Genomic DNA, 26,595 nt, shown 5'->3' on the forward strand with positions numbered 1-26,595 from the left:
GAAAGCAGATAGCTTGCTCGAGTTATATAAATGAAATAGGATATGTGTGAAAGGAAATAAAAGACCATTTTAGGTTAATCATAAAAAAAATAATCGATCCAAAAGAGAAAGGATGATTCAAGATGGCAGATACATTTAAAGCATTAGTAGTCAATAAACAAAATGACGAGTTTTCTGTGAAAGTAAATGAACTAAACTTTGGAGATTTACAAGAGGGAGAAGTATTAATCCAAGTTCATTACTCAGGAGTAAACTATAAAGATAGTCTTGCTGCACATCCAGACGGCAAAATAATAAAAGAGTATCCAGCCGTTCCTGGCATTGATTTGGCAGGTGTTGTTGTTTCATCTGATGATTCACAGTTTAAGGAAGGCGACGAGGTGATTGCAACTAGCTATGATATTGGTGTGTCGCATTTTGGTGGATATAGTGAGTACGCACGTATACCTAGTAAGTGGATTGTTCGGCTCCCAGAAGGTTTATCGCTAAAAGAGGCGATGATCATTGGAACAGCTGGCTTTACGGCAGCTTTATCTGTTCAACGTCTGGAAGAAAACAATTTGACTCCTGAAAAAGGTAAGGTACTTGTGACAGGAGCAACGGGTGGTGTTGGCAGCTTTGCTGTATCCATACTTGCAAAACTAGGTTATCAGGTGGAAGCAAGTACGGGTAAAGAATCGGAACATGATTATTTAAGAAGGTTAGGAGCAGATACCATTATTTCTCGTGAAGAGGTATTTGACGGAGAAATAAAACCGATAAGACAACCAAAATGGGCTGCAGCTGTAGACCCTGTAGGTGGTGAACCACTGGCATCTCTATTAACACAAATTCAATATGGTGGCTCTGCTGCAATTAGTGGTTTAACTGCCGGAACAGACCTTCCAACAAGTGTCATTCCATTTATTTTAAGAAGTGTTAACCTGTTAGGAATTGATTCTGTCAATTGTCCGATGGAAACAAGGGTAAAAACATGGCACCGTCTAGCGACTGATATTAAACCAGCTAATATGGAAGAGTTTATAGCAGAAGAAGTTAGCTTGGAACAGCTTCCTGATGTGCTTCCAAAGTTATTAAAAGGGGGGGAAGTAAGAGGGAGAATGATCGTGAAATTAATATAAGGCATATCTGATTTTATAAAAACTTGTTATCTAAATATCACATAGATTGTTTAACTTCAATAAGCATTAATATGTTTAGGATTTGCAAGCAAATAAAAGCCGGTTTTCATTTATTTGAAAATCGGCTTTATTTTAATTTGTGGAAATATTTACATACTAAGTAGTGGAATTTGTTATATAATATACTTATGAAGTTTTCGGTTTCAGTTAATGAAGATGGAGGTTTTAAGCTGCTAATTCAAGGTAGTTTGTTTTAAAATTAGATTAGGTTGTCTAATTTATGAGAAGCCCGGAAAAATGGTTGTTTACAAAAAGTTATTTTAAAGCCTACAGCAAATAATAATAATAGGGTGTGTATGCATGAGATATATCATTGCTTTTTTGATCAGTTTAGTAGCATTTTTTGTGTTGGATTATTTTGATATAAACAATATTTTAATGATAGGTTTAATGTTTATTATTATATTAATAATTATCTTAGCCCCCCCAATACTCTATACGACTCTCCTGCAAACGGATGAGGATAAGCTGGAGCGTTTTCTGTTAAAAAATAAGAAAAATCCTCACTTTTACATCATATATGCCTTGGCAAATGAGTTGGATGAAGAAGTAAATGATATAACTGAAGCACTCTTACATAAGTATAAGCAAGCATCACGTCAGGCGACATATAGTGTAGTACGAGCTTTATATTTTAAAAATTTACAAGAAGCTAAAGTACATGTTAATCAAATTAAACCTTTGAAATATAAATTATATTATCAATCTATAATCTTAATTGAAGAAGATGATCTGGATGGTGCAGAAATTTTAATCGAGCAAATGAAGACAAATTGGATGAGATATGCCTTATTAGCTGAGATTGAACAAAAACGTAACCATTTATCGAACGCGAGAAACTATGCACATCAAGCAAGATCTAAATCACGAGGACTGCAAAGATATATACTACATAAAACATATGAGCGGGAATTTGGTTTCTAAACATTTTAATTTGTAAAATAAAAATATACGTTCATAGTACTGTTTGGATTTGGTACCTTCTTGATTGCATTACTCGCATTGATCATATCACTGATTAATAAAAAATAGACCTCCCTATTTGCCCAACAAGTAAACTAGGAGAGGTCTATCAACAACTTGATAGCCGAATACATTGAAGTATTTTTTTTAGTGATTTTGACAAACATTTTTAAATATTATTAATTGATGTTCTAACCGAATCCATAATTTTTAAAAAAGCTTCAGAGGCTTTAGCAGGATTTTTATCTTTGATTGCTTCTAACATATCTTCATGATATGGATAGCTCTGATCAAAGATATCCTCTATACCAAATGGCTCATTCCAAAATTGATGAAAGGTATCCCAAACGGAATCGATAATACTTTTTAGCATTTCATTATTGGCTGCTTCGTAAATAGTCTGATGGAATAAGGAGTCAGAAAGATTTGCTTTATCTCTTTCATTGTTTTTAATACATCTAGTATATTCTTTTAAGTGGTATTCCAATCTCTCAATATCAGATTTTGTAGCTTTTTTTGCAGCTAAATCTACCGCTTTTCCTTCTAAAGCAATTCTCACTTCTAAAGCCTCTAATAAGAAATTACGTTCATTTTCAATATCGAATGATGTCTGTATATGAAAAGGTTTAGCATCTTTTACGTAGGTGCCTTTTCCATTTAAAATTTCCAGATATCCCTGCGTCTCTAAGAGTTGCAACGCCTCTCTCAATGATGATCTTCCAATGCCTAACGTTTCAATCAGTGAGGAAATGGGAGGGAGCTTGTCGCCTTCTTTAAGATCTTGTTTCTTAATATAATTCTTTATTTCATCCGCAACTAATTCTGAAAGTCGTTTCTTTTTTAATATTTTCATACTATTCACCTCTAATAAATCCTATTTTAAGTGTATACTATCAACACTTATTTATCCAATAATTAAAATATCAGATAATTCTAACCTTTCATACAGGTTGAAAGTATGGTAGACTATAAAAAATTAAATAAATGTATAGCACAACAATGGAAAGAAGGCTGACAAACTTATGACATACACAGATGAAGAGATTTGTACACACTTTGGGGAAGATCCACAGATTTATAATGGGGCAATTTCTCCACCAATATATCAAACCAGTCTTTTTGCCTTTAGAAATTTTAAGGAATTTATAGATGCACAAAAACTGGAAAGAGAAAACTATGTTTATTCTAGAGGAGTTAATCCAACTGTAAACATTTTAGAAAAGAAATTAGCAGCTCTTGAAAAAGGGGAGAAGTGCAAATGCTTTAGCTCGGGGGGGATGGGAGCGATTAGTGCCGTATTTTTCACGCTTCTAAATAGCGGAGATCATGTTGTATTAATTAATAATATTTATGGGCCTACTACACAGTTAATAAATTATCTATCAAAGTTCAACATAACGTATAGTTTTGTAGATCATCATCTAACTGATATCCACGAGGTGATTAAAGACAATACCAAACTGATATATGTAGAAAGTCCGGGAACCATGTTAATGAAAGTGGTTGATCTTCAAGCAATTACGCAATTAGCCAAAACGAAAGGCATTATTACTGCAATTGATAATACGTGGTCCACTCCAATTTTTCAAAAACCGCTAACGTTAGGATTCGATTTGTCCATCCACTCGTTAACGAAGTATATAGGAGGTCATAGTGATGTAATAGGTGGTGCAGTTGTAGGAAATCATGCTTTAGTTGACGAAATTTTTGAATATGGATATCAACTTAATGGAGCTGTACTGGGAGCTCATGATGCATTTTTAATTAATCGAGGTTTACGTACTTTACCATTACGCCTTAAACAACATCAAAAGAATGCACTGAAAGTTATTGATTATTTAAGCTCTAAACAGGAAATTGCTAATATTTATCATCCTAGCTTAGTAAAAGAAGATTATCCATTTTTAGAGAAACAGATGAAAGGGTATTCAGGATTACTTAGTTTTGAATTAAGAAATGCTCATTTTGAAAGTGTGTCTCGATTTATCGATGCATTGTCTCTTTTTGAAATCGGTGTTAGCTGGGGGGGAGGATATGAAAGTTTAGTAACAGCCCCTGTGAAGGATGATAACGAAGAGCAACTCATAGAAAATGGAATATCTCCAGGACTGATTCGGCTGTCAATTGGACTAGAAGGAGCAGAATTACAGATAAATGATTTAGAACAAGCATTTCATCAAATAAAATAAAAAATATAAGGGAGAGTTGTTTTATGAAAAATGATACTACAAATAGACCTTCTGTTGGGAGTGCATTAGTACCGATAGCTATGGCATTAGCAATTTTAATAATAGGCATTGGTATATTAAAGTATCCAGCCGAATTGATGTTGTTATTTGCTGGGATTGTATTTGCGATTTTTTCAGTATTATATGGTCATAAATGGGAAAGTATTATTGAGACAATGGGATCTAAAATCAAAAAAGCATTACCAGCAATTTTAATATTATTTTGTATTGGTTTATTAATTGGAACTTGGATGATTTCAGGGACCATTCCTCTCTTTGTTTATTATGGTCTTGAGATCATTAATCCGAATTATCTATATCTAATTGCTTTTCTAGTAACTGCAATTGTATCCACTTGTGTGGGAACCTCGTGGGGATCAGCCGGAACCATAGGTGTAGCTATTATGAGTATTGCTCAAACAATGGATTTATCGTTAGCCATCACAGCTGGTGCAGTAGTATCTGGTGCGTATTTTGGTGATAAATTATCACCTTTATCAGATACGACTAATATGAGTTCAATAGCTGCAGGATCGAATTTGTATGAACACATAAAACATATGCTCTATACAGCGGTTCCATCTTCTATACTCGCAATCATTGTTTTTACGGTTGTAGGCTTTGGAATGGAGACTGATTCATCACAATTATCGAATATTCAGGAAATGAGTGCAGGACTTGATCAATTATTTAATTTGAACCTGTTACTTTTATTACCAGCAGTGGTGGTTATAGTTGGTTCATTAATGAAAAAGCCTCCATTAATCGTGTTATTTAGTTCTTCTGTTATTGCTATGATTCTTGGGTTAGTAACACAAGGTGCATCTTTTGCGAATATATTTGCGTCAGCTGTTTCTGGGTTTAACGTTGATATGTTAGGAGCGGGAGCAAATGTTATTAGTGAAGATTTGCAATCACTGTTAAATCGTGGTGGCCTCTATTCTATGTATAATGCAACGTTTTTTGTTTTTGTGGCCTTTTTCTTTGCATCAGCTTTAGAAATATCTCAAGCATTAAATATCATATTGGAAAGTATTTTAGCACATTTAAAAACAATTGGAAGTATTACACTTTCATCACTTATTACAGGATTTGCTGTAATCAATTGTACATCAAATGCTCTTGTATCATATTTTCTTGTTCAAGATATATATGGAAAGGTATACAAAAAGAAGAATTTACACCCTGTAAATCTATCACGAAACATGGAGGATTCTATCACAATTACTGAAGTATTAATGCCTTGGCAGTCTCAGGGGTTTTCATGGCAACTACACTGGGTGTTGGCAACTTCGAATTTTTACCATGGGCAATTTTTAACCTTGGCGGATTTCTATTTTCAGCTTTATATGGGTTTCTTGCTCCGCTTACTGGGGGGGGATTTGGAATTCGCAAATTGGAATCTGACCAGGTAGAAGATTCTAGAACAAAGAAAATAATATAGATGTAAATTGATTAAGGATAAAAATGATGGTTGAAAAGATTTCAATAATAAAGAAGAACCATTCTGATGTCACGAAAAATCACAGTGGCATTACTGTAAATAGCACGCTATTAATGAACTGGAATATAATTTCGTTTTAGCAGTTACAGTTCTATAAAACTTTTGAAATTTCATGAAGATTATCATGGAAAGGCAGATCGTGTGCGTTTGGATATTACTCCTGTTATTTTTAGGAAGAAGATACTTTTTTAAATAATAGGAGTGATAGGAATGACTATAAACAAGTAAATTCTCTTAGCAAAACGACCAGAAGGTACACCAGATAAAGATTGGACCACGTATTCAATCCACACTCATTAAGAAGAGTGCATTAATGCAAGGTTTTACAGTCGGAGATTTTGCCGATCGATTTGTGAAAGGATCAGAGGCACTTGCTAAATGGCTTCAAGAGGGCAAACTTAAATATGATGAAACAATAAAAGAAGGCTTTGATAATATACCTAATGCCTTTCTCAATCTATTTGAAGGCAATAACATTGGGAAGCTTTTAGTGAAAGTGAATGATTAACCTTAAAATATGGGGACAGAAGGTTCAATTGCTTCATTAATGCTGTACTGAATTCGTTATTTCTATTTCGTTAGTAAGTTTTAAATTATGTAAATTTATTAGGCATGAAGAAGATCTCCATCATATAAACAGATGGAGATCTTCTAATTTCTCTTTATTTTGTGAAATCTACTGCCACTGGAGTATCTATATTATTATCATTTAATACTTTGATTTCAGTTGGACGAATTTTCAGCACCGTTAAGTTCGGATCTTCTTTTGATTCAAAAAAGCTTTTGTCCTGCTTATTCCATAACCAGTCTATTGTTTCCGGGTCTTCTACGATTTCTGCCTTTCCTGCAAATTCAACATAACTTCGATTCTTTGTTTCTTCATATCCTAATAAAATATACACATGCGGATTTCTTTCAATTTCCTCAACTTTAAATGAATCCTTATTTGTCTTCGTGTATAAGATTTCTTCGTCATGGTAAAAGGTCATATAGCGACTTTTTGGAAGATTATTATGAGCAGTCGATAGCACTCCCACCATAGAAACATCTAAAATATTTTTAATCTCATCTATAACTTGTTCCTTATTCATCCAATCACCTCTCTACAGCATTTTCCCTTTAAAATCAAACTGAAACATGGGGGGGACGGAGCTAATGTTTCGTTTAATCAATGTATAGTACCAGTATTCCCATCATAACTATAACTATTTTCTTTTTTTTAAAATTAAGCACGTAAATCTTGCTCTCGAAAATAGGATGAGTTTTTAAATCATAAAATATTCGTATAACCTATATAAAAAGTATAATCTCACAAAAACTAGCTAAAATATAAAGAAATTTCATCAGTCATACACCAAATATAGAAATATCTATTCTATCTGAACCAATTATCAATTGTTTGGGATATGTTTAAAACTAGAAAAATAGGAAATATTACAATTCGCGTACCCTATAATGTTATAATGAACATGAACGTTCATGGTAGTCCAATGAGTTCTAAATTAATTGAAGGAGTGACAAGTAATGAATCAAATAGATGTTGAAAAAATGAGAAACGGTAAAGGTTTTATCGCAGCACTAGATCAAAGTGGTGGAAGTACTCCAAAAGCTCTTGCAGCATACGGTGTAACTGAAAGTGAATTTTCTAATGAAGCAGAAATGTATGATCTTGTCCATGAAATGAGAACACGGATTATTACTGCTCCAGCATTTAATTCGGAGCATATTCTTGGATCTATTTTATTTGAACAAACAATGGATCGTGAAATTGAAGGCAAGTATACCGGAGATTATTTAAGAGAAGTAAAAGGAGTTTTACCATTTCTTAAAATAGACAAAGGACTTGCAGATCTTTCTAATGGTGTTCAAAAGATGAAACCTAATGATGATCTTGATGAAACATTAAAAAGAGCTAACGAACGTAATATGTTTGGTACAAAAATGCGTTCTGTGATTCAAGAAGCAAATAAAGATGGTATTAAAGAAGTGGTTGATCAACAATTCGAAATCGGCAAAAAGATTATTGCAGCTGGACTAGTTCCAATTATTGAGCCAGAAGTAGATATTCATAGTACGGATAAAGAACAATCAGAAGAGATACTAAAACAGGAAATTAAACAGCATCTGGATCAGCTACAATCAAACGAACTTGTGATATTAAAGCTTACCATCCTACGGTTGCCAATCATTATAAAGAGTTTAACGATCATCCTAATGTTGTACGAGTAGTAGCCTTGTCAGGTGGGTACTCTAAAGTTGATGCCAATGCAAAACTTAAAAATAACGAAGGATTAATCGCCAGCTTCTCAAGAGCATTAAGCGAAAATTTAAATGTAAAACAATCTGACCAGGAATTAATGCAGCATTAAAAGAAGCAGTGGAATCCATTTATGATGCATCTGTAAATAAAGCCTGAAACATGGGGACGGAGCAAGTGTTTCAGTAATGATTCTATAGAAATCATTATTTTCGCTACATGCTTTAAAATATTATAATGTACACAAAAAACCTTCATCATATAATAGATGAAGGTTTTTTGTATGGTAAAACAGGAGGGACGGAGCATGCGTTTCATTTTTTTGCCAATTTAATTCTTTCTTAAGGCATGGTGAAGATTTCCATGCTAAACTAGAAGGGAAGTAAAAGTAGTTAAACAGTAAAAAAACAGCTGAAACAAGTTTGAGGAGGAAAATCCCTGTGAATTTCAAAAAAGTCCGGTGGGGGGGTATTATTGGATGTGGTGATGTAACAGAGGTAAAAAGTGGTCCTGCTTTTCAAAAAGTTGAAAATTCAGAACTCGTCGCTGTCATGCGGAGAACAGGGGGGGCATTAGCAAAAGATTATGCAGAAAGACATGCTGTTCCAACATGGTATGACGACGCAGATGCACTGATAAATGATCCAAATGTTGATGCAGTCTATATTGCGACACCACCAGATATGCATAAGGAATATACATTGAAGGTGGCAAAAGCAGGAAAACCTGTATACGTAGAAAAGCCGATGGCACTTAACTGGGCAGAATGTAATGAAATGATTTCTGCTTGTAACCATGCTGGTATTCCATTATATGTCGCCTACTATCGAAGAGCTCAACCTAAATTTGTTAAAATTAAGGAACTATTGGATAATAATGAAATTGGTGATGTTCGGTTTGTATCTACTACACAGTATCAACGACCAGGAAAGGATGTCACAAGTTCAGGTAATCTTCCTTGGCGACTAAATCCAGATATGTCAGGAGGAGGACTGTTTTTTGACCTGGCGAGCCATACTCTCGATATTTTAGACTACTTGTTAGGGCCAATGAAAGAAGTGCAAGGTTTGGCAGCTAATCAAGCAGGTAATTACCAGGCAGAAGATATTGTGACAGGTAATTATCGGTTTGAATCAGGTGTGCATGGGATAGGTAGTTGGTGTTTTTCTGCATATGATGATGTAGATATAAACGAAATTGTCGGAAGTAAAGGAAAAATCACATTCCCCACTTTCGGTAATGGTCTGGTTAGTCTCACGAGGATAAAAAGTAAAGAACAATGGAGCTTTAAGCCGCCAACACATGTACATCAGCCTCTCATTGAGACTATCGTGGCAGAATTAACAGGAAAAAAAGTCATCTGTCCCAGTATAGGGATGACCGGGGGGGCACGAACGAATTGGGTGATGGAAGAGATGACGAGATCATTTAAGTCTTATCTATAAAAAAGAAACAACGAATGCATCAAAAATTTGATGAAATAAAAGTAAAAAACCACAAATTATCAGGTAGAAGAGAGATAGGATATTGACTAAGATAATACTGACGACAGAAAGCGGAGCAGATATATCGAAAGATATTGCAGAGAGATTTTCAATTCAAGTTGTTCCGATGCACATTATTATGGATGGGAAAGATTATTTGGATGGTTCGTTGCCAGTGGAGGACATTTATGACTTTTATGAACGGACCAAAAAAATACCTTCTACAACGGCTACGAATATCCATGAGTATGAACAATTTTTTGCTCAGATTAAAGCAAATAATCCTCAAAGCGTGATTGTGCATATTGGCTATACGTCAAAAGCTTCATCTTCCTTCCAAAATGCTATAGTCGCGACGGAATAGATGGATAATATTTATCTGATTGATGCGTTAAATGTAACCGGGGGATTATTAGCGATAGTTTTGTATGCTGTAGATGTATTAGAAAAAGAACCTGCTATTGACCCGAAAGAACTAGTGGAAAAAATTCAAACTATGGTACCAAAATCGAGATTGGCTTTTGTTCCAGGCAGTTTAGAATTTTTAAAAGCGGGTGGAAGAGTTAGTAATATGGCCTATTTAGGAGGAGCTCTGTTAAAGATAAAGCCTGCATTGAATTAAAAGACGGGAAGCTTATTTCCACTAAAAAATATCGTGGCAAAATGAGAATGGTTACAGAGAAATTGATGCATGACTACTTTGATCAATATAATCTGGATAGAGGTCAACTCTATCTTATTTATTCGATTGGCTTGGATGAGAAAATCAAGGAGATGGCGACAAAGATTGCAAAAGAAAAAGGATTCACAAAAATTAAGTGGATTCAGGCTGGTGCGATGATTTCTACCCACGCTGGACCAGGTGGGTTTGGAGTTGCCGGGTTAGAAAGGGAGTAATGTCTTGTAGTTTTTAACCTTCAGCTTTTATATAATTCCTATCAACTAATAAAGATTACAGCCATTAGTCGATAGGAATTTTTCTCTCTACGAAGCTTTTCTGCTTAGATGTAAAAAGTATCCTATTATTCCCCCCTGCAATAGCTGGAATGATCCATCCCAATCCTACAGTGTATAAAGGAAGGATAGACTCAAACAGATTATCAATGATTTCCACGTTAATTCCTCCTGCGCGTAATCCATCAAATAAAGCTACTATAAAAGTAAATAAAATACTGGCTTGATAAACTTCTTTGCTCCCTCTGAAAAACGAATGTAAAAATGTTAAGATCATCAAGCACATTGCCATTGGATAAAGTATAGATAAGATAGGCACAGAAAATTCAATAATCGTCGCCAGACCAAAGTTTGAAATAACCGCACTAAATAAAGTGAAAATAATCGCCCATACCTTGTAGGATATGGATGGGATAATTTGCTGAAAATAAGCGGAACATGAGGTAACTAATCCGATACTAGTAGTTAAACATGCTGCTACCACAATTATTCCCAAGAAAAGTTTTCCATAGGATCCGAAGTAATAGTCAGAGGAAGCTGCCAGGATTGCTCCACCATTTTCCATATATCCAATGCCTTCTACACTGATGGCACCCAAATAGGCAAGAGAGGAATATACGATTGCTAACAGCCCTGCTGCAATAAGAGCAACTTTCATGGTTGAAATTACCAGCTGTTTTCTTGTGGTAAATCCACTGTCTTTCATCGCATTAATAATGATTATCCCAAAAACAAATGCAGCCAGTACATCCATTGTTAAATACCCTTCTTGAAATCCTTTAAAGAAACTGTTTATCATATAGGTATCAGTTGGCTCCTGGATAGCACCAATAGGACGAAAAATCGCAGCAGCAATTAATATACCAATAGCAATTAAGAGCAATGGTGTTAGTACTTTACCGATAATATCTATTAATTTTTTGCCTGCAAAGAGAAATAGAGAGTTAATCCGAAAAAAAGGACAGTAAAAATCAGTAATGTCCAATTAGATGAGAAGTTCTTAAAAAACGGTGCAATTCCTATTTCGTAAGCAACTGTATTTGTTCTTGGCAGTGCAAATAATGGACCAATTGTTAAATAGAGCACGATTGTAAAGATAAGGCCGTACACGGGGGGGCTAACTTGACTTGCTAATGATTGTAAATTGCTTTTTCCAGAAACGGCTAATGCTAAGACAGCAAGAACGGGCAATCCAACTCCAGTAAAAATAAAACCTAAATTAGCAAAGAGTAAATGATCTCCAGATGCTTGTCCAAGTAATGGTGGAAAAATTAAATTCCCTGCACCGAAAAACAGGGCAAATAACATAAAACCGACTGTTATTGTGCTGATGGATTTCTTAGATGACATAATAAACCTCCGATAATGTTGTGCGGAATGCTTGTTATACAAGCTATTCTGTATGTATCTTTTCAAAACATATACAGAATAGCACGCGGCATTTGGAAAAGCAATCATAGAATTTGGCATTGATGTGAAATTCATTTTCATATGCAGTCTTATAAATTTTGATAAAGTTCACAGAGAATCGGAATGGATTCCTAAATTATTATCTAGTAACAAAAAAATCAGATGGAAAGGGGAAAACTATGAGAATCAACCATATCTTATTTCTAAGTCCGATGAACAATGAATTACAACGATTAATAAAGAAGTTAAGTTTAGCAAAAGATATTCGTTTTTTGTCAGAAGAGCAACTGATTGACACAGACTTAGATTGGGCAGATGCATTTGTCACGTTCAAGACAAGAGCAGGCTATGATTACAGCAGAGTGAAATGGTTCATTCGTTAGGGGCGGGAGTTGATCATTTTTTGCATGATAATAAATGGCCCGAGGACGTAATACTAACGAGAATGATCTGTTCCTTTGGTGAAAGGATCAGTGAATATTGTTTAAGTTATATCTTGAAAGATCTGCAATCTCATGATCAGTTTCAGGCATTGCAATCTCATAAAGAATGGCAATCGATCACACCTAAAATGTTATCGGAAAGTAAGATATTAATTTATGGAACAGGAGAAATTGGACAAAAAATTGCCCAGGCAATATCATTTTTTGGGGGGGTAAATGTCTACGGTGTATCGTTAAGTGGCAAACAAAAGGATTTCTTTAAGAAGGTGTTTAGCTTAGATGACCATTATCCTCTTTTAGAAGAAATGGATTTTATTATCAATACCTTACCGTTAACTTCGGACACAGAGAATATGCTAAACAAAGATATTTTCAGTTATTTATCGGATGCCGTTTTGATCAATGTTGGCAGGGGGGGAAAGTCTCTATCTGAGGGAGATTTAATCCATGCAATCAAAAACGGGAAGATTAGATTGGCTGTTTTAGATGTTTTAGCGGAAGAACCTTTGCCGAAATATCACGAACTATGGAATCATCCTCAGGTAATAATCACACCTCACATATCTGCAGTTACTACAGCAGAGGAAGCAGTAGAATCTTTTGTGGACACATTAAGTAGGATTGAAAAGAATCAACCATTATATAATAGAGTAGATATTGAAAAAGGCTATTAATTTCTTTCAAAGGTAAGTTTTGTGTAACTCACTTCTTTTCAGGAGTAAGTATATACAAAGCTTTTTTATACTTAAAAAGAAATGATTTCCAAAAAAGTTCTTGACGATAACAAGATGTATCTATATAATTATAAAACGTAATGATTACGATTTGAAAAGGAGAGTTAAAGCGATAAAAAATGTAGTATTAAAAGGATTTATTGTATTAGTTTTTGGTTTATTGGTTGCAGGGTGTCAGGCTTCGGATTCTTCCCAGGAAAACATGAAAGTAAACGCAAATGAGACCAATACATCATCAGAAAACAGCTCGAACGAAGAGGAAGAAAGTGCTGAAAATAACACAGTTGAAGAGGAGCATGAACATGAAGAAGAACATGACCACGATCATGCGCATGATGAAGATACAGAAGACATATATGCTGGTTATTTTGAAGATAGTCAAATTAAGGATCGCGAGCTTTCTGATTGGAAAGGAGATTGGCAATCAGTCTATCCGTATTTGCAGGATGGTACACTTGACGAAGTATTTGAATACAAAGCAGAAAATAGTGAGGATATGAACGCGGAAGAGTACAAGGAATATTATCAAATAGGTTATCAGACAGATGTAGAAAGAGTCGTTATAGAAGAGAATACCGTTTCATTTTTTAAAGATGGTGAAGAAAGTACTGGGGAGTACAGCTATGATGGCTATGAGATCTTAACCTATGAAGCTGGTAATAGAGGTGTCAGATACATATTTAAACTGGCAGACGATGTGGAAGAATTGCCTCAATATATTCAATTTAGTGATCATAGTATTTACCCGACAGTCGCTGATCACTACCATCTTTATTGGGGGGGTGATGATCGTGAAGCCCTGCTAGAAGAGGTTACAAATTGGCCAACATACTATCCTTCCGAAATGGATGGTCACGATATTGCCCATGAGATGATGGCACATTAATAAAATAGAATAAAAGTAACATTAGTAAGGTCTTCAATGCAAAAAGAGCAATACTTTATATTTTTGAGAATTGCTCTTTTTGTATGGCTATAGTTACAGTGAACGATAAAAGAATATTTCTCAATCTTTTAAGGAAAAATAAAATTATAATTCATTATATTTTGTATCTTTAACAATCATTTCCTTCCTTTAAAAATTATAAATTCAACATTTACAGGTTACTCTTCATCTCCATGCAGCAATTCGTTTATCTGCATTTGGTGGTACTATACATGGTGTGCTAGATGAATAAGAACATCTCTCCTGCAAAAATAAGCTTATATTATACATAAAAATAGTGTACCAGCTTAAAATAATAAATAAGTATAGCTGATCAACTTACAAAAAATCCGGTCAGATTGTAAAAAATATTAAAGTCTATAAAGGTTGACACATTTTCATTATAAATATTAATTTTTTGTTACAAAATGATGAATTTTGTAAAATCTTTTTTAATATTTTTATTTATAAAATAAGCTTTTAATGGTACTATTGAGTTCAATCTTTCAAGTAAAATATGGATTTGAAAGAAGCATGTAAGGAGGGCACTTTTGAGTCATATGGGTTTTCTTACATAATATAGAAAAAAACAGGAGGGACACGATGAAAAATCGTAAATTTTTATTGTTCATGTTAGTTTTAACATTAGGTTTGTTGTTAGCCGCTTGTGGTACGCAAACAGATGAAGAAGGCGCTGAAGAAAATACAGAAAAAGAAACAAATGAAGGTGCTGCTGAGGAAAATACAGACGATGCAACAAATGAGGAAGCCGCTGCTGGTGATTATAAAGTAGCAATGGTTACAGATATCGGTGGAGTAGATGATAAATCATTTAACCAATCTGCATGGGAAGGTATTAAAGCATGGGGAGAAGAAAATGGTTTAGCTAAAGGTGAAGGATTCGATTATGCACAATCAAACGAAAAAGCAGATTATATGCCAAACATCACTCGTTTTGTACGGGATGAATATAACCTGATTTTTGGAATTGGTTTTGAACTGAAAGAAGATATTCAAACAGCATCAGATCAATACCCAGAAACTAATTTTGCTATTGTTGATGATGTAGTAGAAGCTCCGAATGCAGCTAGTATTACATTTAAAGAAAATCAAGGTAGCTTTTTAGTAGGTGTTGCAGCAGCAATGAAAACGAAGTCAAATAAAATTGGTTTCGTAGGTGGCGTTGATTCTCCACTAATCAAAAAATTCGAATCTGGTTTCATTGCTGGTGCTAAATCAGTCAATCCTGATATCGAAGTGGATGTTCAATATGCGGAATCTTTCGCAGATGCAGCAAAAGGTAAGCTGATTGCTACTAATATGTACGATAGTGGTGTAGATGTAATTTATCATGCATCTGGTGCGACTGGAAATGGTGTATTTAACCAGGCAAAAGATATGAAACAAAATAACCCTGAAAAAGAAATTTGGGTCATCGGTGTAGACCGTGACCAGCATGATGAAGGTCAAATCAATGATCATAATGTAACGTTAACGTCAATGGTGAAACGTGTAGATGTAGCGGTACAAGACGTTGCTACACGTGGTATGAATGGCGAATTTCCTGGTGGCGAATTGCTGCAATATGGTCTAGAGGAAGATGGTATTTCTTATGCTAAAACAAATGAAGAAGCAATGACAGAAGAAATTATTTCTGCTGTTGACGAATGGAAAGAGAAGCTTCTAAGCGGAGAAGTAAAAGCACCTCAAACGATTGAAGAATTAGAAACATACGAAAAATCTCTATAATATTAAGTAGAGAAGGCTTAGATTGAAGCCTTCTCTACAATTATGTGTAAGCTTCTATTTCGAAAAATCTTCAATGAAAGAGGACTTTTAAGGGACAAGTCCTTTTTCATTGCTTATTTTTCATAAGTAATTGTATTATGCTTGATTGGCAGTTTTATATAGAGGGGTGAAACGTGTGGATTATGCAATAGAAATGCTCAATATAAGGAAGGAATTCCCCCCCGGTATCGTAGCAAATGATGATATTACCATCCAACTTAGAAAAGGAGAAATACATGCCTTATTAGGTGAAAATGGGGCAGGGAAGTCAACCTTAATGAATGTACTGTTTGGTTTGTATCAGCCTGAAAAAGGGGGAAATTCGTGTTAATGGGAAGAAAGTTAATCTAACGAATCCTAACATCGCAAATGACCTTGGGATTGGAATGGTACACCAGCACTTTATGTTAGTGGAACCTTTCACGGTAACCCAAAACATTGTATTGGGAAGTGAGCCAAAAACTAAATTTGGTAAGATTGATCTTGCCAAAGCACGGAAAGAAATACAAGAACTATCTGATCGCTATGGATTACAAGTAAATCCTGACGCTAAAATAAGTGAAATTTCTGTTGGTATGCAGCAACGCGTGGAAATTCTGAAAACCCTTTACCGCGGAGCAGAAGTCCTTATATTTGATGAACCAACAGCTGTTTTAACACCACAGGAAATTGGAGAACTAATCGAAATTATGCGTTCTTTAATTAAAGAAGATAAATCGATTATATTAATTACGCATAAATTGAAGGAAATCATGCAGGTATGTGATCGTTGTACCGTGATACGTAAAGGTAAAGGGATAGGAACAGTTGATGTTGCAGACACGAATACAAATGAACTTGCATCTCTAATGGTGGGTCGGGAAGTTAACTTTAAAACAGAAAAAACAATCGCCCAGCCAAAAGACACGGTGCTTGAAATTAGGGATCTATTTGTAAGAGACCTGCGAAAAGTGGATTTAGTAAAGGGTCTCGATTTAGTAGTTCGGGCTGGAGAAATAGTAGGGGTTGCTGGAGTTGACGGCAATGGACAGTCAGAGTTAGTCGAAGCCATTACCGGATTAACGAAAGCAAGGTCAGGCTCGATTAAATTACTTAACAAGGAGATTTCAAACCTTTCTCCTCGTAAAATTACCGAAAGTGGGGGGGTAGGACATATCCCGCAAGATCGTCATAAACATGGACTTGTGTTAGATTATTCCGTTGGTGAAAATATTGTATTACAAACCTATTATCAGAAACCTTTCTCAAAAGCAAAAGTGTTAAGTTACAAAGAAATATTTGATAAAGCGAACAAAATCGTTAAAGAATATGATGTGAGAACACCTAATGTATATACAAAAGCACGCGCTTTATCGGGTGGAAATCAACAAAAGGCTATCATTGGTCGTGAAGTAGATCGTTCGCCTAAATTATTAATCGCTACCCAGCCGACAAGGGGATTAGATGTTGGCGCTATCGAGTTTATTCATAAAAAGCTGATTGAAGAACGAGATAAAGGCAGAGCCATTCTTCTTGTATCATTTGAGCTTGACGAAATTATGAATATAAGTGATCGAATTGCAGTGATGTTTGATGGTAAAATTGTGGCAGATTTAAAACCAGAGGAAACAAATGAACAGGAGCTTGGATTACTGATGGCAGGCAGCCAAGTGAATAAGGCGGGTGAAACAAGTCAATGACCTCTAACAACAAATTGTTTGGAATTTTAGTTCCTGTAATATCTGTTATCATTGGATTATTAGCTGGTGCTGTCATCATGCTGTTATCGGGCCATAACCCAATAGAAGGATATGCAGCGTTATGGGCAGGTGCATTTGGTGACGCGTACACGATAGGAGAGACAATAAGAAGATCGACACCGTTAATTTTAACCGGTCTTGCTGTTGCTTTTGCTTTTAAATCAGGGTTGTTTAATATTGGTGCCGAAGGTCAAGTGATTGTAGGGTGGCTTGCAGCTGTCTGGGTTGGCCTTGCAATGGATGCACCGATGATTATTCATCTTCCTCTCGCGATATTGGCAGGGGCAGTAGCTGGTGGTATTTGGGGGGGATTTTTACCTGGATTTCTGAAAGCAAAGCTAGGAGTACACGAAGTAATTATTACGATTATGATGAATTATATTGCCTTATTCGTCACAAATGAAATTATTCGAAGTGTCTTAACTGATCAGGCGACCTCAACGGAAGCAATCGCAGGAACCGCTTCATTAGCTTCTCCATGGTTACAGAGTATTACGTTTTATTCAAGAATGCACTATGGGATTCTAATCGCTTTGTTTGCAGCGTTTGTGATGTGGTTTATTATTGAAAGGACTACTTATGGTTATGAATTAAAAGCAGTTGGCTATAATCGTCATGCTTCGAATTATTCAGGTATGAATGTAAGTAAGAATATCATTTTGTCAATGGTGATTGGTGGCGCATTTGCTGGTCTTGCAGGAGCGATGGAAGGCCTTGGAACATACGGCTCCATTTCCGTTATGTCTGGCTTTACCAATCTTGGGTTTGACGGGATTGCCGTTGCACTGCTTGGCTCGAATAATGCTCTCGGAGTAGTCTTAGCAGGACTTCTTTTTGGGGTATTAAAAGAAGGTGCTGGGGGGGAAATGCCTACTGGTGCAGGTGTTCCTACTGAACTTGTTGATATTATTATTGCACTTATTATTTTCTTTGTAGCATCTAGTTATATTATTCGCTGGGTTCTACTTCGCTTTAAAAAGGAGGAAAAATAGATGTTTGAAGTTCTTCAATCCATTATTCCAACTGTATTATTCTATTCAGCACCTCTGATATTAACTGCTTTAGGCGGAGTATTTAGCGAAAGATCCGGCGTTGTAAACATTGGCTTAGAAGGTCTAATGGTAATGGGTGCGTTTGTTGGTATTGTATTTAATTTAACGTTTGCAGATGTTTTTGGTATGTGGACACCTTGGATATCTATTTTGGTTGCTACGGCAATTGGAGCCATTTTCTCGATCATTCATGCTGTTGCATCCGTTACCTTTTATGCGAATCAGGTAGTCAGTGGAGTGGCTATTAATATGCTTGCCTTAGGTATTGGCGTGTATTTAACAAAAGTCTGGTATGACAAAGGACAGACAGATATGGTGACTCAGCCTTTTTATACGACAAACATTCCAGTATTATCTGATATACCTTTTATTGGACCGATTTTCTTTCAAGGGGTCTATATTACTTCCTATCTAGCTATCGTCTTAGCTTTTGTCGCGTGGTATGTGTTATATAAGACACCATTTGGTCTCCGTTTACGAGCCGTTGGAGAACATCCAATGGCAGCAGATACGAACGGTATCAAGGTAGAAAAAATGCGCTACATTGCTGTGATCCTGTCAGGTGTATTGGGTGGATTAGGTGGTTCGGTTTTCGCGTTAACGATTGCTTCTAACTTTTCACATTCCACAATTGTCGGACAAGGGTTTATGGCACTGGCAGCTGTCATTTTTGGAAAGTGGCATCCACTTGGAGCGATGGGAGCAGCGTTATTCTTTGGTCTCGCGCAAAGTTTAAGTGTCGTAAGTGCTGGTATTCCGTTGTTATCGGATATTCCACAGGTGTTATTATTGATTGCACCTTATGTACTGACGATTCTGGCTTTAGCAGGCTTCATAGGACGCGCGGAAGCACCAAGGGCAAATGGTGTACCATATATTAAAGGTGGAAGATAATTAATTGAAGAAAACAGACTTGTGTAGGTTGCAAGTCTGTTTTTTTGTATTATTATTGTTCGGTGGTTCAGAATAGATATGATCCATTCTTTCTTTTTACACAATTATACGGACTTAATCTTTTTTGGCGTAAGCCTATCTAAAAAGGAGATATAAACTAAATTACAAGAAAGGAATCGGTATTGGGCTATTTTTAAAAAGTATTTCTCTTTCTATATTAATAAATAATACAACATAAATATAAAAAAATTGATATAATTAGCATAATACTGTACGTTTTATAAATATAATGTATAATATATATCAAGTATTACATCTGAAAGGGGGGGCTAATATTTGTGAAAAGTAAATTTTTGGAGCTGTTAAGTCAGAAATATGATTGTGAAGAAAAAGTCGTAACAGAAATTATTAATCTCGAAGCAATTCTAAATCTGCCGAAGGGGGGGACAGAACATTTTGTCAGCGATTTACACGGGGGGGAATATCAAGCCTTTCAGCATGTATTGCGCAATGGATCTGGTAACGTAAAAGAGAAAATAAGAGATGTTTTCAGTGAAGAGTTATCGAAAGAAGAGATAAATGACTTTGCAGCATTAGTATATTATCCAGAAGATAAACTAAAATTGATCAAAAATTCCTTTGATAATAAAGAGGATTTGAATAATTGGTATAAAGTAAAAATAGCACATATGATTAGACTTATTGCTTACGCTTCTTCAAAGTACACTCGGTCTAAGCTGCGGAAAGCATTGCCAGCGCAGTTTGTCTATGTGGTAGAAGAGCTGTTTTATAAAACAGATGAATTTACTAATAAAAAAACGTATTATCAAAAAATTGTCAATGAAATTATTTCACTTGGTCAAGCGGACAAGTTGATTACTGGTCTTGCATATACCACACAACAACTGGTGGTCGATCATCTGCATGTGGTGGGGGGGGATATATACGATCGGGGCCCAGAGCCGGATAAAATTATGGAAACATTAATTAACTATCATTCCCTTGATATTCAATGGGGGGGAAATCATGATGTATTATGGATTGGTGCATTTGCCGGTTCAAAAGTGTGTCTTGCCAATATTATTCGAATCTGTGCACGGTATGATAACTTGGATATATTTGAAGATGTATACGGAATCAATCTTCGACCACTTCTCAATCTGGCAGAAAAGTATTATGAGGATAATCCGGCTTTTAGACCGAAACTACATGCTGATAAACAATCGACAGCGGAAGAACAACTGCAAATCACCAAAATTCATCAGGCTATTGCAATGATTCAATTTAAATTAGAAAGTCCTATTATAAAAAAGACGACCATACTTTAATATGAAAGAGCGATTACTACTTGAAAAAGTAGATTATGCTCAAAATGTAGTACACATAAATGGAAAAGACTACCCACTAAATAACCCTTGTTTTGCAACCGTAAATCCGGAGCAGCCTGATCAAATGTTAGAAGAAGAAATACAAGTGATCAATAAATTATTGTTTTCTGTTCAGCATTCAGAGAAACTAGCCCGTCATATGAAGTTTCTTATGAAAAAAGGTAGTCTTTATCTGAGATATAACGGGAATTTGTTAATACATGGCTGTATGCCACTAGATAAGCAAGGTAATATGGAAACCATGAAAATTGAAGATAAAAGCTATGCAGGTCGTGACTTGCTTGATGTTTTCGAGAAATATTTACGCGAAGCATTTTCTAATCGCGATGTGACCGATGATCTGGCGACAGATATGATCTGGTATTTATGGACAGGTCAATACTCTTCCCTTTTCGGTAAAAGAGCGATGACAACTTTTGAAAGATATTTTGTTGAAGACAAGGAAACACATACGGAAAAAAAGAATCCTTATTATTATCTGCGGGAAGAAGAAGATACCTGCAGAAGAATTTTAGAAGAATTTGAATTGGATCCAGATCAGGGACATATTATTAACGGACACACGCCAGTGAAAGAAATTGACGGAGAAAATCCGATCAAAGCTAATAACAAGATGATCGTGATCGATGGTGGTTTTTCAAAACCTTATCAATCGACAACAGGGATTGCGGGTTATACGTTATTGTACAATTCTTATGGCATGCAACTCGTTGCCCATCAGCAGTTTAAATCAAAAGAAGATGTGTTACAAACTGGTACTGATGTACTATCAGTGAGAAGAGTAGTAGATAAAGAGCTGGAGAGGAAAAAGGTATTGGAAACAAATATCGGACAAGAACTACTAGAGGAAATAAATATGTTGAAAAGCTTGATGGAATATCGATATATGAATTGATTTAAAAAGATTAATGATTATTTCCTGTTAGAACGAGCAATAACTAATATGCAGCAATTAGAAAATAATGTATCTCCTTAAGGATTGATATGGTGATCCCCCCCTTGAATCTGTCCTAGAGGAGAAATATACAAAAAAAGTAACAGACCCAATCGCATATAATTGGTCTGTTATTTTTTGTAGGGTATTATTTTAAAGACATTTCTATTTTTGATGTTGATGGATCAGTTTCTCAAGTTTCTCTAAATGAAATGAATAATCAATAATCGAAGAAGCGATGATCATATGACGTAGTTGTTGCTCTTTATTCAGCTGATAAAATTCTAAAACTTGGTCATAGAATTTATTCTTTTCTTTTAAAATGTCGTTCTCTTTTTTTTCATGCTCCAGTTTTATCCTACCTGAGTGTTTTAATAACAAATATTCGTGATATTTAATTAGTTCTTCTAGTTGATGATCAAATATATTATTCTCATTTTTTACAGATTTATTTTGCATATAATGTTCCTTAATATTATCTATAAGCTGATTACCTTCCTGTAAGACCTTAAGCATTTGTCTGAATAAAACGACTTCTCTTGTATTCAATCGTTTTGTTTTTCCAAACTTTTCTCTTTCTTCATTAAATATTTTAAATTGGTCTTCTAATTTTATCAGATCCTTTTTAAACTTTTTGTCGATTTCCTGATAGGAAGTTTCTTTCAATTCATTTGAAATGCCAGTCCTCATGAGTAGTGACATATTCTGAAAAGCTGTGTTAACATCCTGAATAAATTTCTTTTTGTATTTGGGAGGAAATATTAATATATTTACCAATATTGCTGTGCATGTTCCAATAAAAATAGCGAGAAATCTTTCTAAAGCAAAATAATAGTTTTCGCTACCCGTAGCAGTCATAATCGCTAACACAGTAACAAGTGTTAAAGGTATTGTATTTTCCATCTTCAACTTAATATTCAAAGCAATCATTAACGAAATAACAAATCCGATACTGATAGGATTTACTCCAAAGAAATAAATGAAAAACAAAGCAATGGAAGCACCTAATGAATTTGTAATGATTTGATCTAATAATTGTTTCCATGTTCGATAAACGGATGGTTGAACCGTCAGGATAGCAGCAACGCCTGAAAAAAGAAAGTTTTCCATACTGAAAATCATACAAATATATATCGATATTGTAACGGCTAAGCCAGTTTTTAGAATTCTAGGGCCAAAAGTAATATGGATCTCCCCCTTCTGCATATGGTGAATGCTGTTGAATTTTTTACGGTGTTAACTGCCTGTACGATCCCCCCCACTGGTCATAGTCTCCCTTTTTTAAAAATAAGAAATTGATATAATTAAGATCGTATAAAGGATATCCAGTATGTATGAAAAATATAAATAGAGACATAACTTTATAGTACGTAACAATGTTAAAAATATCAAATACATTACTGGTTTTTCTTCTTTTATATAAGTAATACTTTTTACTTTTGACTTCGTTTTTTCTGCAATTCTCTATGTTTATCATTAGTACTTAAGGGAAAAATATCGGTAAATGACAAGGTAATGGAGGAATGTCCATGACAAAGCGTAGTATTGCCAAAGATAAAGGTATAGATCACACGATTCAGTTCTTAAAGAAGGATATTATTTCATCATGAATCGATCAGATAAATATAACTCGCGTATCTTTCAGACAAAGCTGTTAGGAGAAAAAGCGATCTGCTTAATAGGCAAGGAAGAAGCAACATTATTTTATGATAATGAAAAAATTTCTCGAAAGAACGCTGCACCTGGAAGGATTCAAAAAAACTTTTTGATCAAGGTGATGTACAAGGATTAGATGGTGAAGAGCATCATCAGCGAAAGACGATATTCATGACCTTAATGACAAAGGACAATTTGAAAGAGTTAATTAAAGACGTTCGAGATCAAAAATTAACGGTTAATGAAAATCGTGCATTATTTCAATTCGCATGGCAACAAAATAGAGGAGGAGAATTTTAATGAGTGATAAAAGAAAAAGTGAAGAGATAAAAAATAGGGAGCAGGTTGATAATCAACGAAAGACTGTGCATGATGAAAAACATCCAGAATTGTATTAATTTAAAGAAGAATAACTTGTGGATGACATTCCGTTAAAAGATTTAGAGATTGAAGAAAAGAACAATAAGAAAAAGAAAAATAGCCAAAGCACCTCTCAATCAGAGGAGAAATATAAAGGATAGTGGCTCAGGGCACTATCCTTTACTGTTTTATCTTGTTAACAGGTAAGGACACGATAATTCAACATACCTAAAAAACTATCAGCTATTCTTAAAACTCCTCATATACGGCTGGATCCTGATCATTTATCCTGCCATCTGGGCGAGTCAGTTTGTCTATTGACTCCATATCTTCATAATCTAAGGCAAAGTCAAATACAGATATATTTTCTAATTGGCGCGGTGGAGATGATGACCTGGGAATGCTTATTGCTCCCAGTTGATAATGCCAACGCAGAATCACTTGTGGAATCGTTTTTTTATATTTGTTAGCAATCGACTGAAGCACTTCATTTTTGAATATGTCACCAGCACGATATAGAGGACTCCAGGATTCTGTGATAATATCATGTTCTTCATGGTATTTTCGTTGCTCTTTCTGGTTGAAAAAAGGATGGAGTTCAACTTGGTTAACAGTTGGAAGTACTCCTGTATCCTTTTTCAGACGTTCCAAATATTCTGGTAAAAAGTTGCTCACACCTATTGAACGGATTAATCCCCCCCACTTCTGGGCGTCTATTAATGCTTGCCATGCCTCAACATACTGATCCTGTTTTGGATTGGGCTAGTGTATTAAATATAAATCATAATAGTCAAGATTTGCTCTGTATAATGACTCCTGAATTGTCTTAACCGCATTTTGGTACGTATGATAGCGACCAGGCAGTTTGGAAGTAATACGTAACGCTTGTCTTGAGATAGAAGTTTTGCGAATTGCCTCGCCTACCGCTCCTTCATTTTCATAATTGTAGGCTGAGTCAATTAGTCGGTAACCGTTTTCAATAGCGTTTGAAATAGCGGAAACACCGTCAATACCTCTAAGTGTTGCTGTACCAATGCCAATACTAGGAATGCGCAATCCGTCATGTAATGTCACTTCAGGGATTTGTTGATTCATAATGATCCTCCTTATTATTAACATATATCTATTTATTACCACTAAATAGATAGTTTATAAACATTCATTCAGGAAAATATAAAACTTTTACTTTCAAGATTTTTCAATATTTGGTAATCTGTAAATAAGTAATTATTTGGAGGTTATGGTATGAAAGGAAAGCTGCTGGGTATGGTTGGGTGGATTGTTGCGCTTGGATTAGGAGTGGCTGTGCTTGGATTAGCTATCTTTGTTGGATTTGCTCTGCTTTCAGAAAATGATGTGGAAGAAACTAGGCAAGCAGAATTAACAGAGACAGAGTCAGCAGCTGAGCAGGAGTCAAAAAAAACAGAGGAGGAAGCTAGTATCGAAGAAGAGGTTCAGGAAGTAAATGCTGAAAAGATTTTAAGTGAGTCTGCTTATATGGATACGCTTCATCAAATGACACATCAGAAAATTTATGCCGATCAAAAATGGGGAGCTGTTGAAATTACGGAAGAACGTATGGAACTGATGTTAAATATTGCGGAAGAATCTAACTTTACACATCGAGACTTCTATATCGAAACATTAACATCCTGGCAGAATGACAATTTTAGTAACGCTGTTGAAGTACACAATTATATATGGGAACAACAAAATGGAACAATTGGTCGCGCGACAAGAATGTTAACAGATGAAGAGCAGCAACAATATATTGAGAAATATTTTGAGTGAGATTTATCTGATTGCAAAATCGTATTACGAAAAGTATAGTTAAAAGGGAACAAACATAGTCACAAGTCTAACAAAAAGCAGGTGAAATCATGTTTTTAAAAGGAATAACGTTGCAAAAGGAAAAGATCTCCTCTTATCAGTCATATCCTTTTTCAATACCCGTCATAAAAAGTTTAGTTCAGCTGCATATAAATAGTAATGTTACCTTTTTTGTAGGGGGGGAAAATGGTTCAGGAAAATCAACGTTGCTGGAAGCTATTGCAGATAAATGCGGATTCCATACTGCTGGGGGTGGACGAAATAATGCCTATCATGTTGATGCTTCTGAATCGCCTTTAGCGGATTATATTAGATTATCATGGCTGCCTAAAGTAACAAATGGTTTCTTTCTGCGTGCTGAAACGTTTTACCAATTCGCTTCCCATATTGATCAAGTGGGGGGGGCAAATGCTGCTTATGGAGGAATGTCACTGCATCATCAATCGCATGGGGGGGAATCCTTTCTATCCTTATTTCAGCATCGTTTTCATAAAAAAGCCGTCTATCTGTTAGATGAACCAGAAGCAGCACTATCTCCGCAGCGTCAATTAGCATTTTTGCGAATATTACATAATTTAACAGAAGACGGCAACAGTCAATTCATCATTGCTACCCATTCACCAATATTGCTGGGCTTTCCTGAAGCAACGATTTTCAGCTTCGATAACAGTAACATTCACGAAGTGGCATATGAGGATACCGATCATTATCAAATTACAAGAGGCTTCCTTGAAAATCGAGAACGTTTTCTTTATGAAATATTTAAGGAAGATGATGAGTAACATAGATATTAATACTTTCTCATTATAATTAGGTCACTTTATTTAAGTTTTAGGTCACTTTTCAGCGTAATTAGGTCACTTTTTAGAAC

General features: G+C 35.3%; 20 protein-coding genes and 7 pseudogenes. 22 read left to right on the forward strand and 5 right to left on the reverse strand.

The features are described 5' to 3' along the window. The first annotated feature begins 122 nt into the window (after window positions 1-122). The 3 genes from JCM21714_RS08660 to JCM21714_RS21275 all read left to right on the forward strand — a co-directional run bounded on the left by JCM21714_RS08660 (window position 123) and on the right by JCM21714_RS21275 (window position 2,213). Entirely contained in the window at window positions 123-1,121 is a 999-nt protein-coding gene (locus JCM21714_RS08660) for an acrylyl-CoA reductase family protein (protein WP_035723468.1), read from the forward strand. A gap of 360 nt (window positions 1,122-1,481) precedes the next feature. After that, entirely contained in the window at window positions 1,482-2,105 is a 624-nt protein-coding gene (locus tag JCM21714_RS08665) for a hypothetical protein (protein ID WP_035723470.1), read from the forward strand. Between the two features lie 39 nt (window positions 2,106-2,144). Continuing rightward, window positions 2,145-2,213, forward strand: a complete 69-nt coding sequence (locus JCM21714_RS21275) for a putative holin-like toxin (protein WP_268748331.1) — start codon at window positions 2,145-2,147, stop codon at window positions 2,211-2,213. A gap of 100 nt (window positions 2,214-2,313) precedes the next feature. On the opposite strand, the gene JCM21714_RS08670 is transcribed toward JCM21714_RS21275, so the two are convergent. Further along, entirely contained in the window at window positions 2,314-2,997 is a 684-nt protein-coding gene (locus JCM21714_RS08670; RefSeq protein ID WP_035723472.1) for a FadR/GntR family transcriptional regulator, read from the reverse strand. 169 nt (window positions 2,998-3,166) lie between these two features. Here JCM21714_RS08670 and JCM21714_RS08675 point away from each other — a divergent pair, with 169 nt between their 5' ends. The 3 genes and pseudogenes from JCM21714_RS08675 to JCM21714_RS08685 all read left to right on the forward strand — a co-directional run. After that, the gene (locus tag JCM21714_RS08675; protein WP_052000490.1) at window positions 3,167-4,333 is read left to right on the forward strand and encodes a trans-sulfuration enzyme family protein; all 1,167 of its coding nucleotides are present in this window, start codon (window positions 3,167-3,169) and stop codon (window positions 4,331-4,333) included. Between the two features lie 23 nt (window positions 4,334-4,356). Further along, a complete protein-coding gene (gene nhaC, locus JCM21714_RS08680; protein WP_200868446.1) occupies window positions 4,357-5,787 on the forward strand; it encodes a Na+/H+ antiporter NhaC in 1,431 nt (476 codons plus the stop codon). 357 nt (window positions 5,788-6,144) lie between these two features. Continuing rightward, window positions 6,145-6,384 (forward strand): annotated as a pseudogene (locus JCM21714_RS08685) (NADP-dependent oxidoreductase); the annotation flags it as partial. A 154-nt stretch (window positions 6,385-6,538) separates the two neighbouring features. On the opposite strand, the gene JCM21714_RS08690 reads toward JCM21714_RS08685, so the two are convergent. Further along, window positions 6,539-6,967, reverse strand: coding sequence for a pyridoxamine 5'-phosphate oxidase family protein (locus JCM21714_RS08690; protein WP_035723476.1), 429 nt, complete (start codon window positions 6,965-6,967; stop codon window positions 6,539-6,541). A gap of 433 nt (window positions 6,968-7,400) precedes the next feature. Between JCM21714_RS08690 and JCM21714_RS08695 the strand changes: the two are divergent. The 3 genes and pseudogenes from JCM21714_RS08695 to JCM21714_RS08705 all read left to right on the forward strand — a co-directional run bounded on the left by JCM21714_RS08695 (window position 7,401) and on the right by JCM21714_RS08705 (window position 10,514). Continuing rightward, a pseudogene (locus JCM21714_RS08695) lies at window positions 7,401-8,292 on the forward strand (fructose bisphosphate aldolase). Window positions 8,293-8,573: 281 nt separating this feature from the next. After that, window positions 8,574-9,578 (forward strand): Gfo/Idh/MocA family protein, encoded by a 1,005-nt coding sequence (locus JCM21714_RS08700; protein WP_035723478.1) that lies wholly within the window; start codon window positions 8,574-8,576, stop codon window positions 9,576-9,578. A gap of 82 nt (window positions 9,579-9,660) precedes the next feature. Further along, window positions 9,661-10,514: pseudogene (locus JCM21714_RS08705) on the forward strand (DegV family protein). 64 nt (window positions 10,515-10,578) lie between these two features. Here the strand turns inward: JCM21714_RS08705 and brnQ are convergent. Further along, window positions 10,579-12,062: pseudogene (brnQ, locus tag JCM21714_RS08710) on the reverse strand (branched-chain amino acid transport system II carrier protein). A 98-nt stretch (window positions 12,063-12,160) separates the two neighbouring features. Here brnQ and JCM21714_RS21280 point away from each other — a divergent pair. From JCM21714_RS21280 to JCM21714_RS08745, 8 genes and pseudogenes are all read left to right on the forward strand, one after another. Beyond that, window positions 12,161-12,364, forward strand: coding sequence for a hypothetical protein (locus JCM21714_RS21280; protein ID WP_235182721.1), 204 nt, complete (start codon window positions 12,161-12,163; stop codon window positions 12,362-12,364). Window positions 12,365-12,384: 20 nt separating this feature from the next. Next, a complete protein-coding gene (locus JCM21714_RS08715) occupies window positions 12,385-13,098 on the forward strand; it encodes an NAD(P)-dependent oxidoreductase (protein WP_235182722.1) in 714 nt (237 codons plus the stop codon). Window positions 13,099-13,270: 172 nt separating this feature from the next. Beyond that, window positions 13,271-14,044 carry a metal-binding protein ZinT gene (locus tag JCM21714_RS08720; protein ID WP_035723567.1) on the forward strand — a complete coding sequence of 258 codons (774 nt, stop codon included), beginning with the start codon at window positions 13,271-13,273 and terminating at the stop codon, window positions 14,042-14,044. 642 nt (window positions 14,045-14,686) lie between these two features. After that, entirely contained in the window at window positions 14,687-15,832 is a 1,146-nt protein-coding gene (locus tag JCM21714_RS08725; RefSeq protein ID WP_035723480.1) for a BMP family lipoprotein, read from the forward strand. 175 nt (window positions 15,833-16,007) lie between these two features. After that, a pseudogene (locus JCM21714_RS08730) lies at window positions 16,008-17,550 on the forward strand (ABC transporter ATP-binding protein). Then, entirely contained in the window at window positions 17,547-18,602 is a 1,056-nt protein-coding gene (locus JCM21714_RS08735; protein WP_035723482.1) for an ABC transporter permease, read from the forward strand. The pseudogene JCM21714_RS08730 and the gene JCM21714_RS08735 overlap by 4 nt, the downstream one beginning before the upstream one ends. Further along, complete coding sequence (locus JCM21714_RS08740) at window positions 18,603-19,556, forward strand: ABC transporter permease (RefSeq protein ID WP_035723484.1); 954 nt, start codon at window positions 18,603-18,605, stop codon at window positions 19,554-19,556. A gap of 338 nt (window positions 19,557-19,894) precedes the next feature. After that, a pseudogene (locus JCM21714_RS08745) lies at window positions 19,895-21,839 on the forward strand (fructose-1,6-bisphosphatase). A 204-nt stretch (window positions 21,840-22,043) separates the two neighbouring features. Here JCM21714_RS08745 and JCM21714_RS08750 read toward each other — a convergent pair. Then, window positions 22,044-23,084, reverse strand: coding sequence for an FUSC family protein (locus tag JCM21714_RS08750; protein ID WP_084040651.1), 1,041 nt, complete (start codon window positions 23,082-23,084; stop codon window positions 22,044-22,046). Between the two features lie 400 nt (window positions 23,085-23,484). Between JCM21714_RS08750 and JCM21714_RS08755 the strand changes: the two genes are divergently transcribed. From JCM21714_RS08755 to JCM21714_RS24990, 3 genes are all read left to right on the forward strand, one after another. Next, window positions 23,485-23,670, forward strand: coding sequence for a hypothetical protein (locus JCM21714_RS08755; RefSeq protein WP_035723486.1), 186 nt, complete (start codon window positions 23,485-23,487; stop codon window positions 23,668-23,670). A gap of 35 nt (window positions 23,671-23,705) precedes the next feature. Beyond that, window positions 23,706-23,834, forward strand: a complete 129-nt coding sequence (locus JCM21714_RS22970; protein WP_268748328.1) for a hypothetical protein — start codon at window positions 23,706-23,708, stop codon at window positions 23,832-23,834. Between the two features lie 116 nt (window positions 23,835-23,950). Beyond that, entirely contained in the window at window positions 23,951-24,055 is a 105-nt protein-coding gene (locus tag JCM21714_RS24990; protein WP_500784395.1) for a YczO family protein, read from the forward strand. An 88-nt stretch (window positions 24,056-24,143) separates the two neighbouring features. Here the strand turns inward: JCM21714_RS24990 and JCM21714_RS08760 are convergent. Continuing rightward, window positions 24,144-24,989 (reverse strand): annotated as a pseudogene (locus JCM21714_RS08760) (aldo/keto reductase). 150 nt (window positions 24,990-25,139) lie between these two features. Here JCM21714_RS08760 and JCM21714_RS08765 point away from each other — a divergent pair. Further along, window positions 25,140-25,685: a DUF6241 domain-containing protein gene (locus JCM21714_RS08765; RefSeq protein WP_035723489.1), complete on the forward strand. Its 546-nt coding sequence runs from the start codon at window positions 25,140-25,142 to the stop codon at window positions 25,683-25,685. Between the two features lie 89 nt (window positions 25,686-25,774). Further along, window positions 25,775-26,506, forward strand: coding sequence for an AAA family ATPase (locus JCM21714_RS08770; RefSeq protein WP_035723490.1), 732 nt, complete (start codon window positions 25,775-25,777; stop codon window positions 26,504-26,506). Window positions 26,507-26,595 lie beyond the last annotated feature (89 nt).

Origin of the sequence: Gracilibacillus boraciitolerans JCM 21714, from assembly GCF_000521485.1 — a bacterium.
Taxonomy (GTDB): Bacteria; Bacillota; Bacilli; order Bacillales; family Amphibacillaceae; genus Gracilibacillus; species Gracilibacillus boraciitolerans.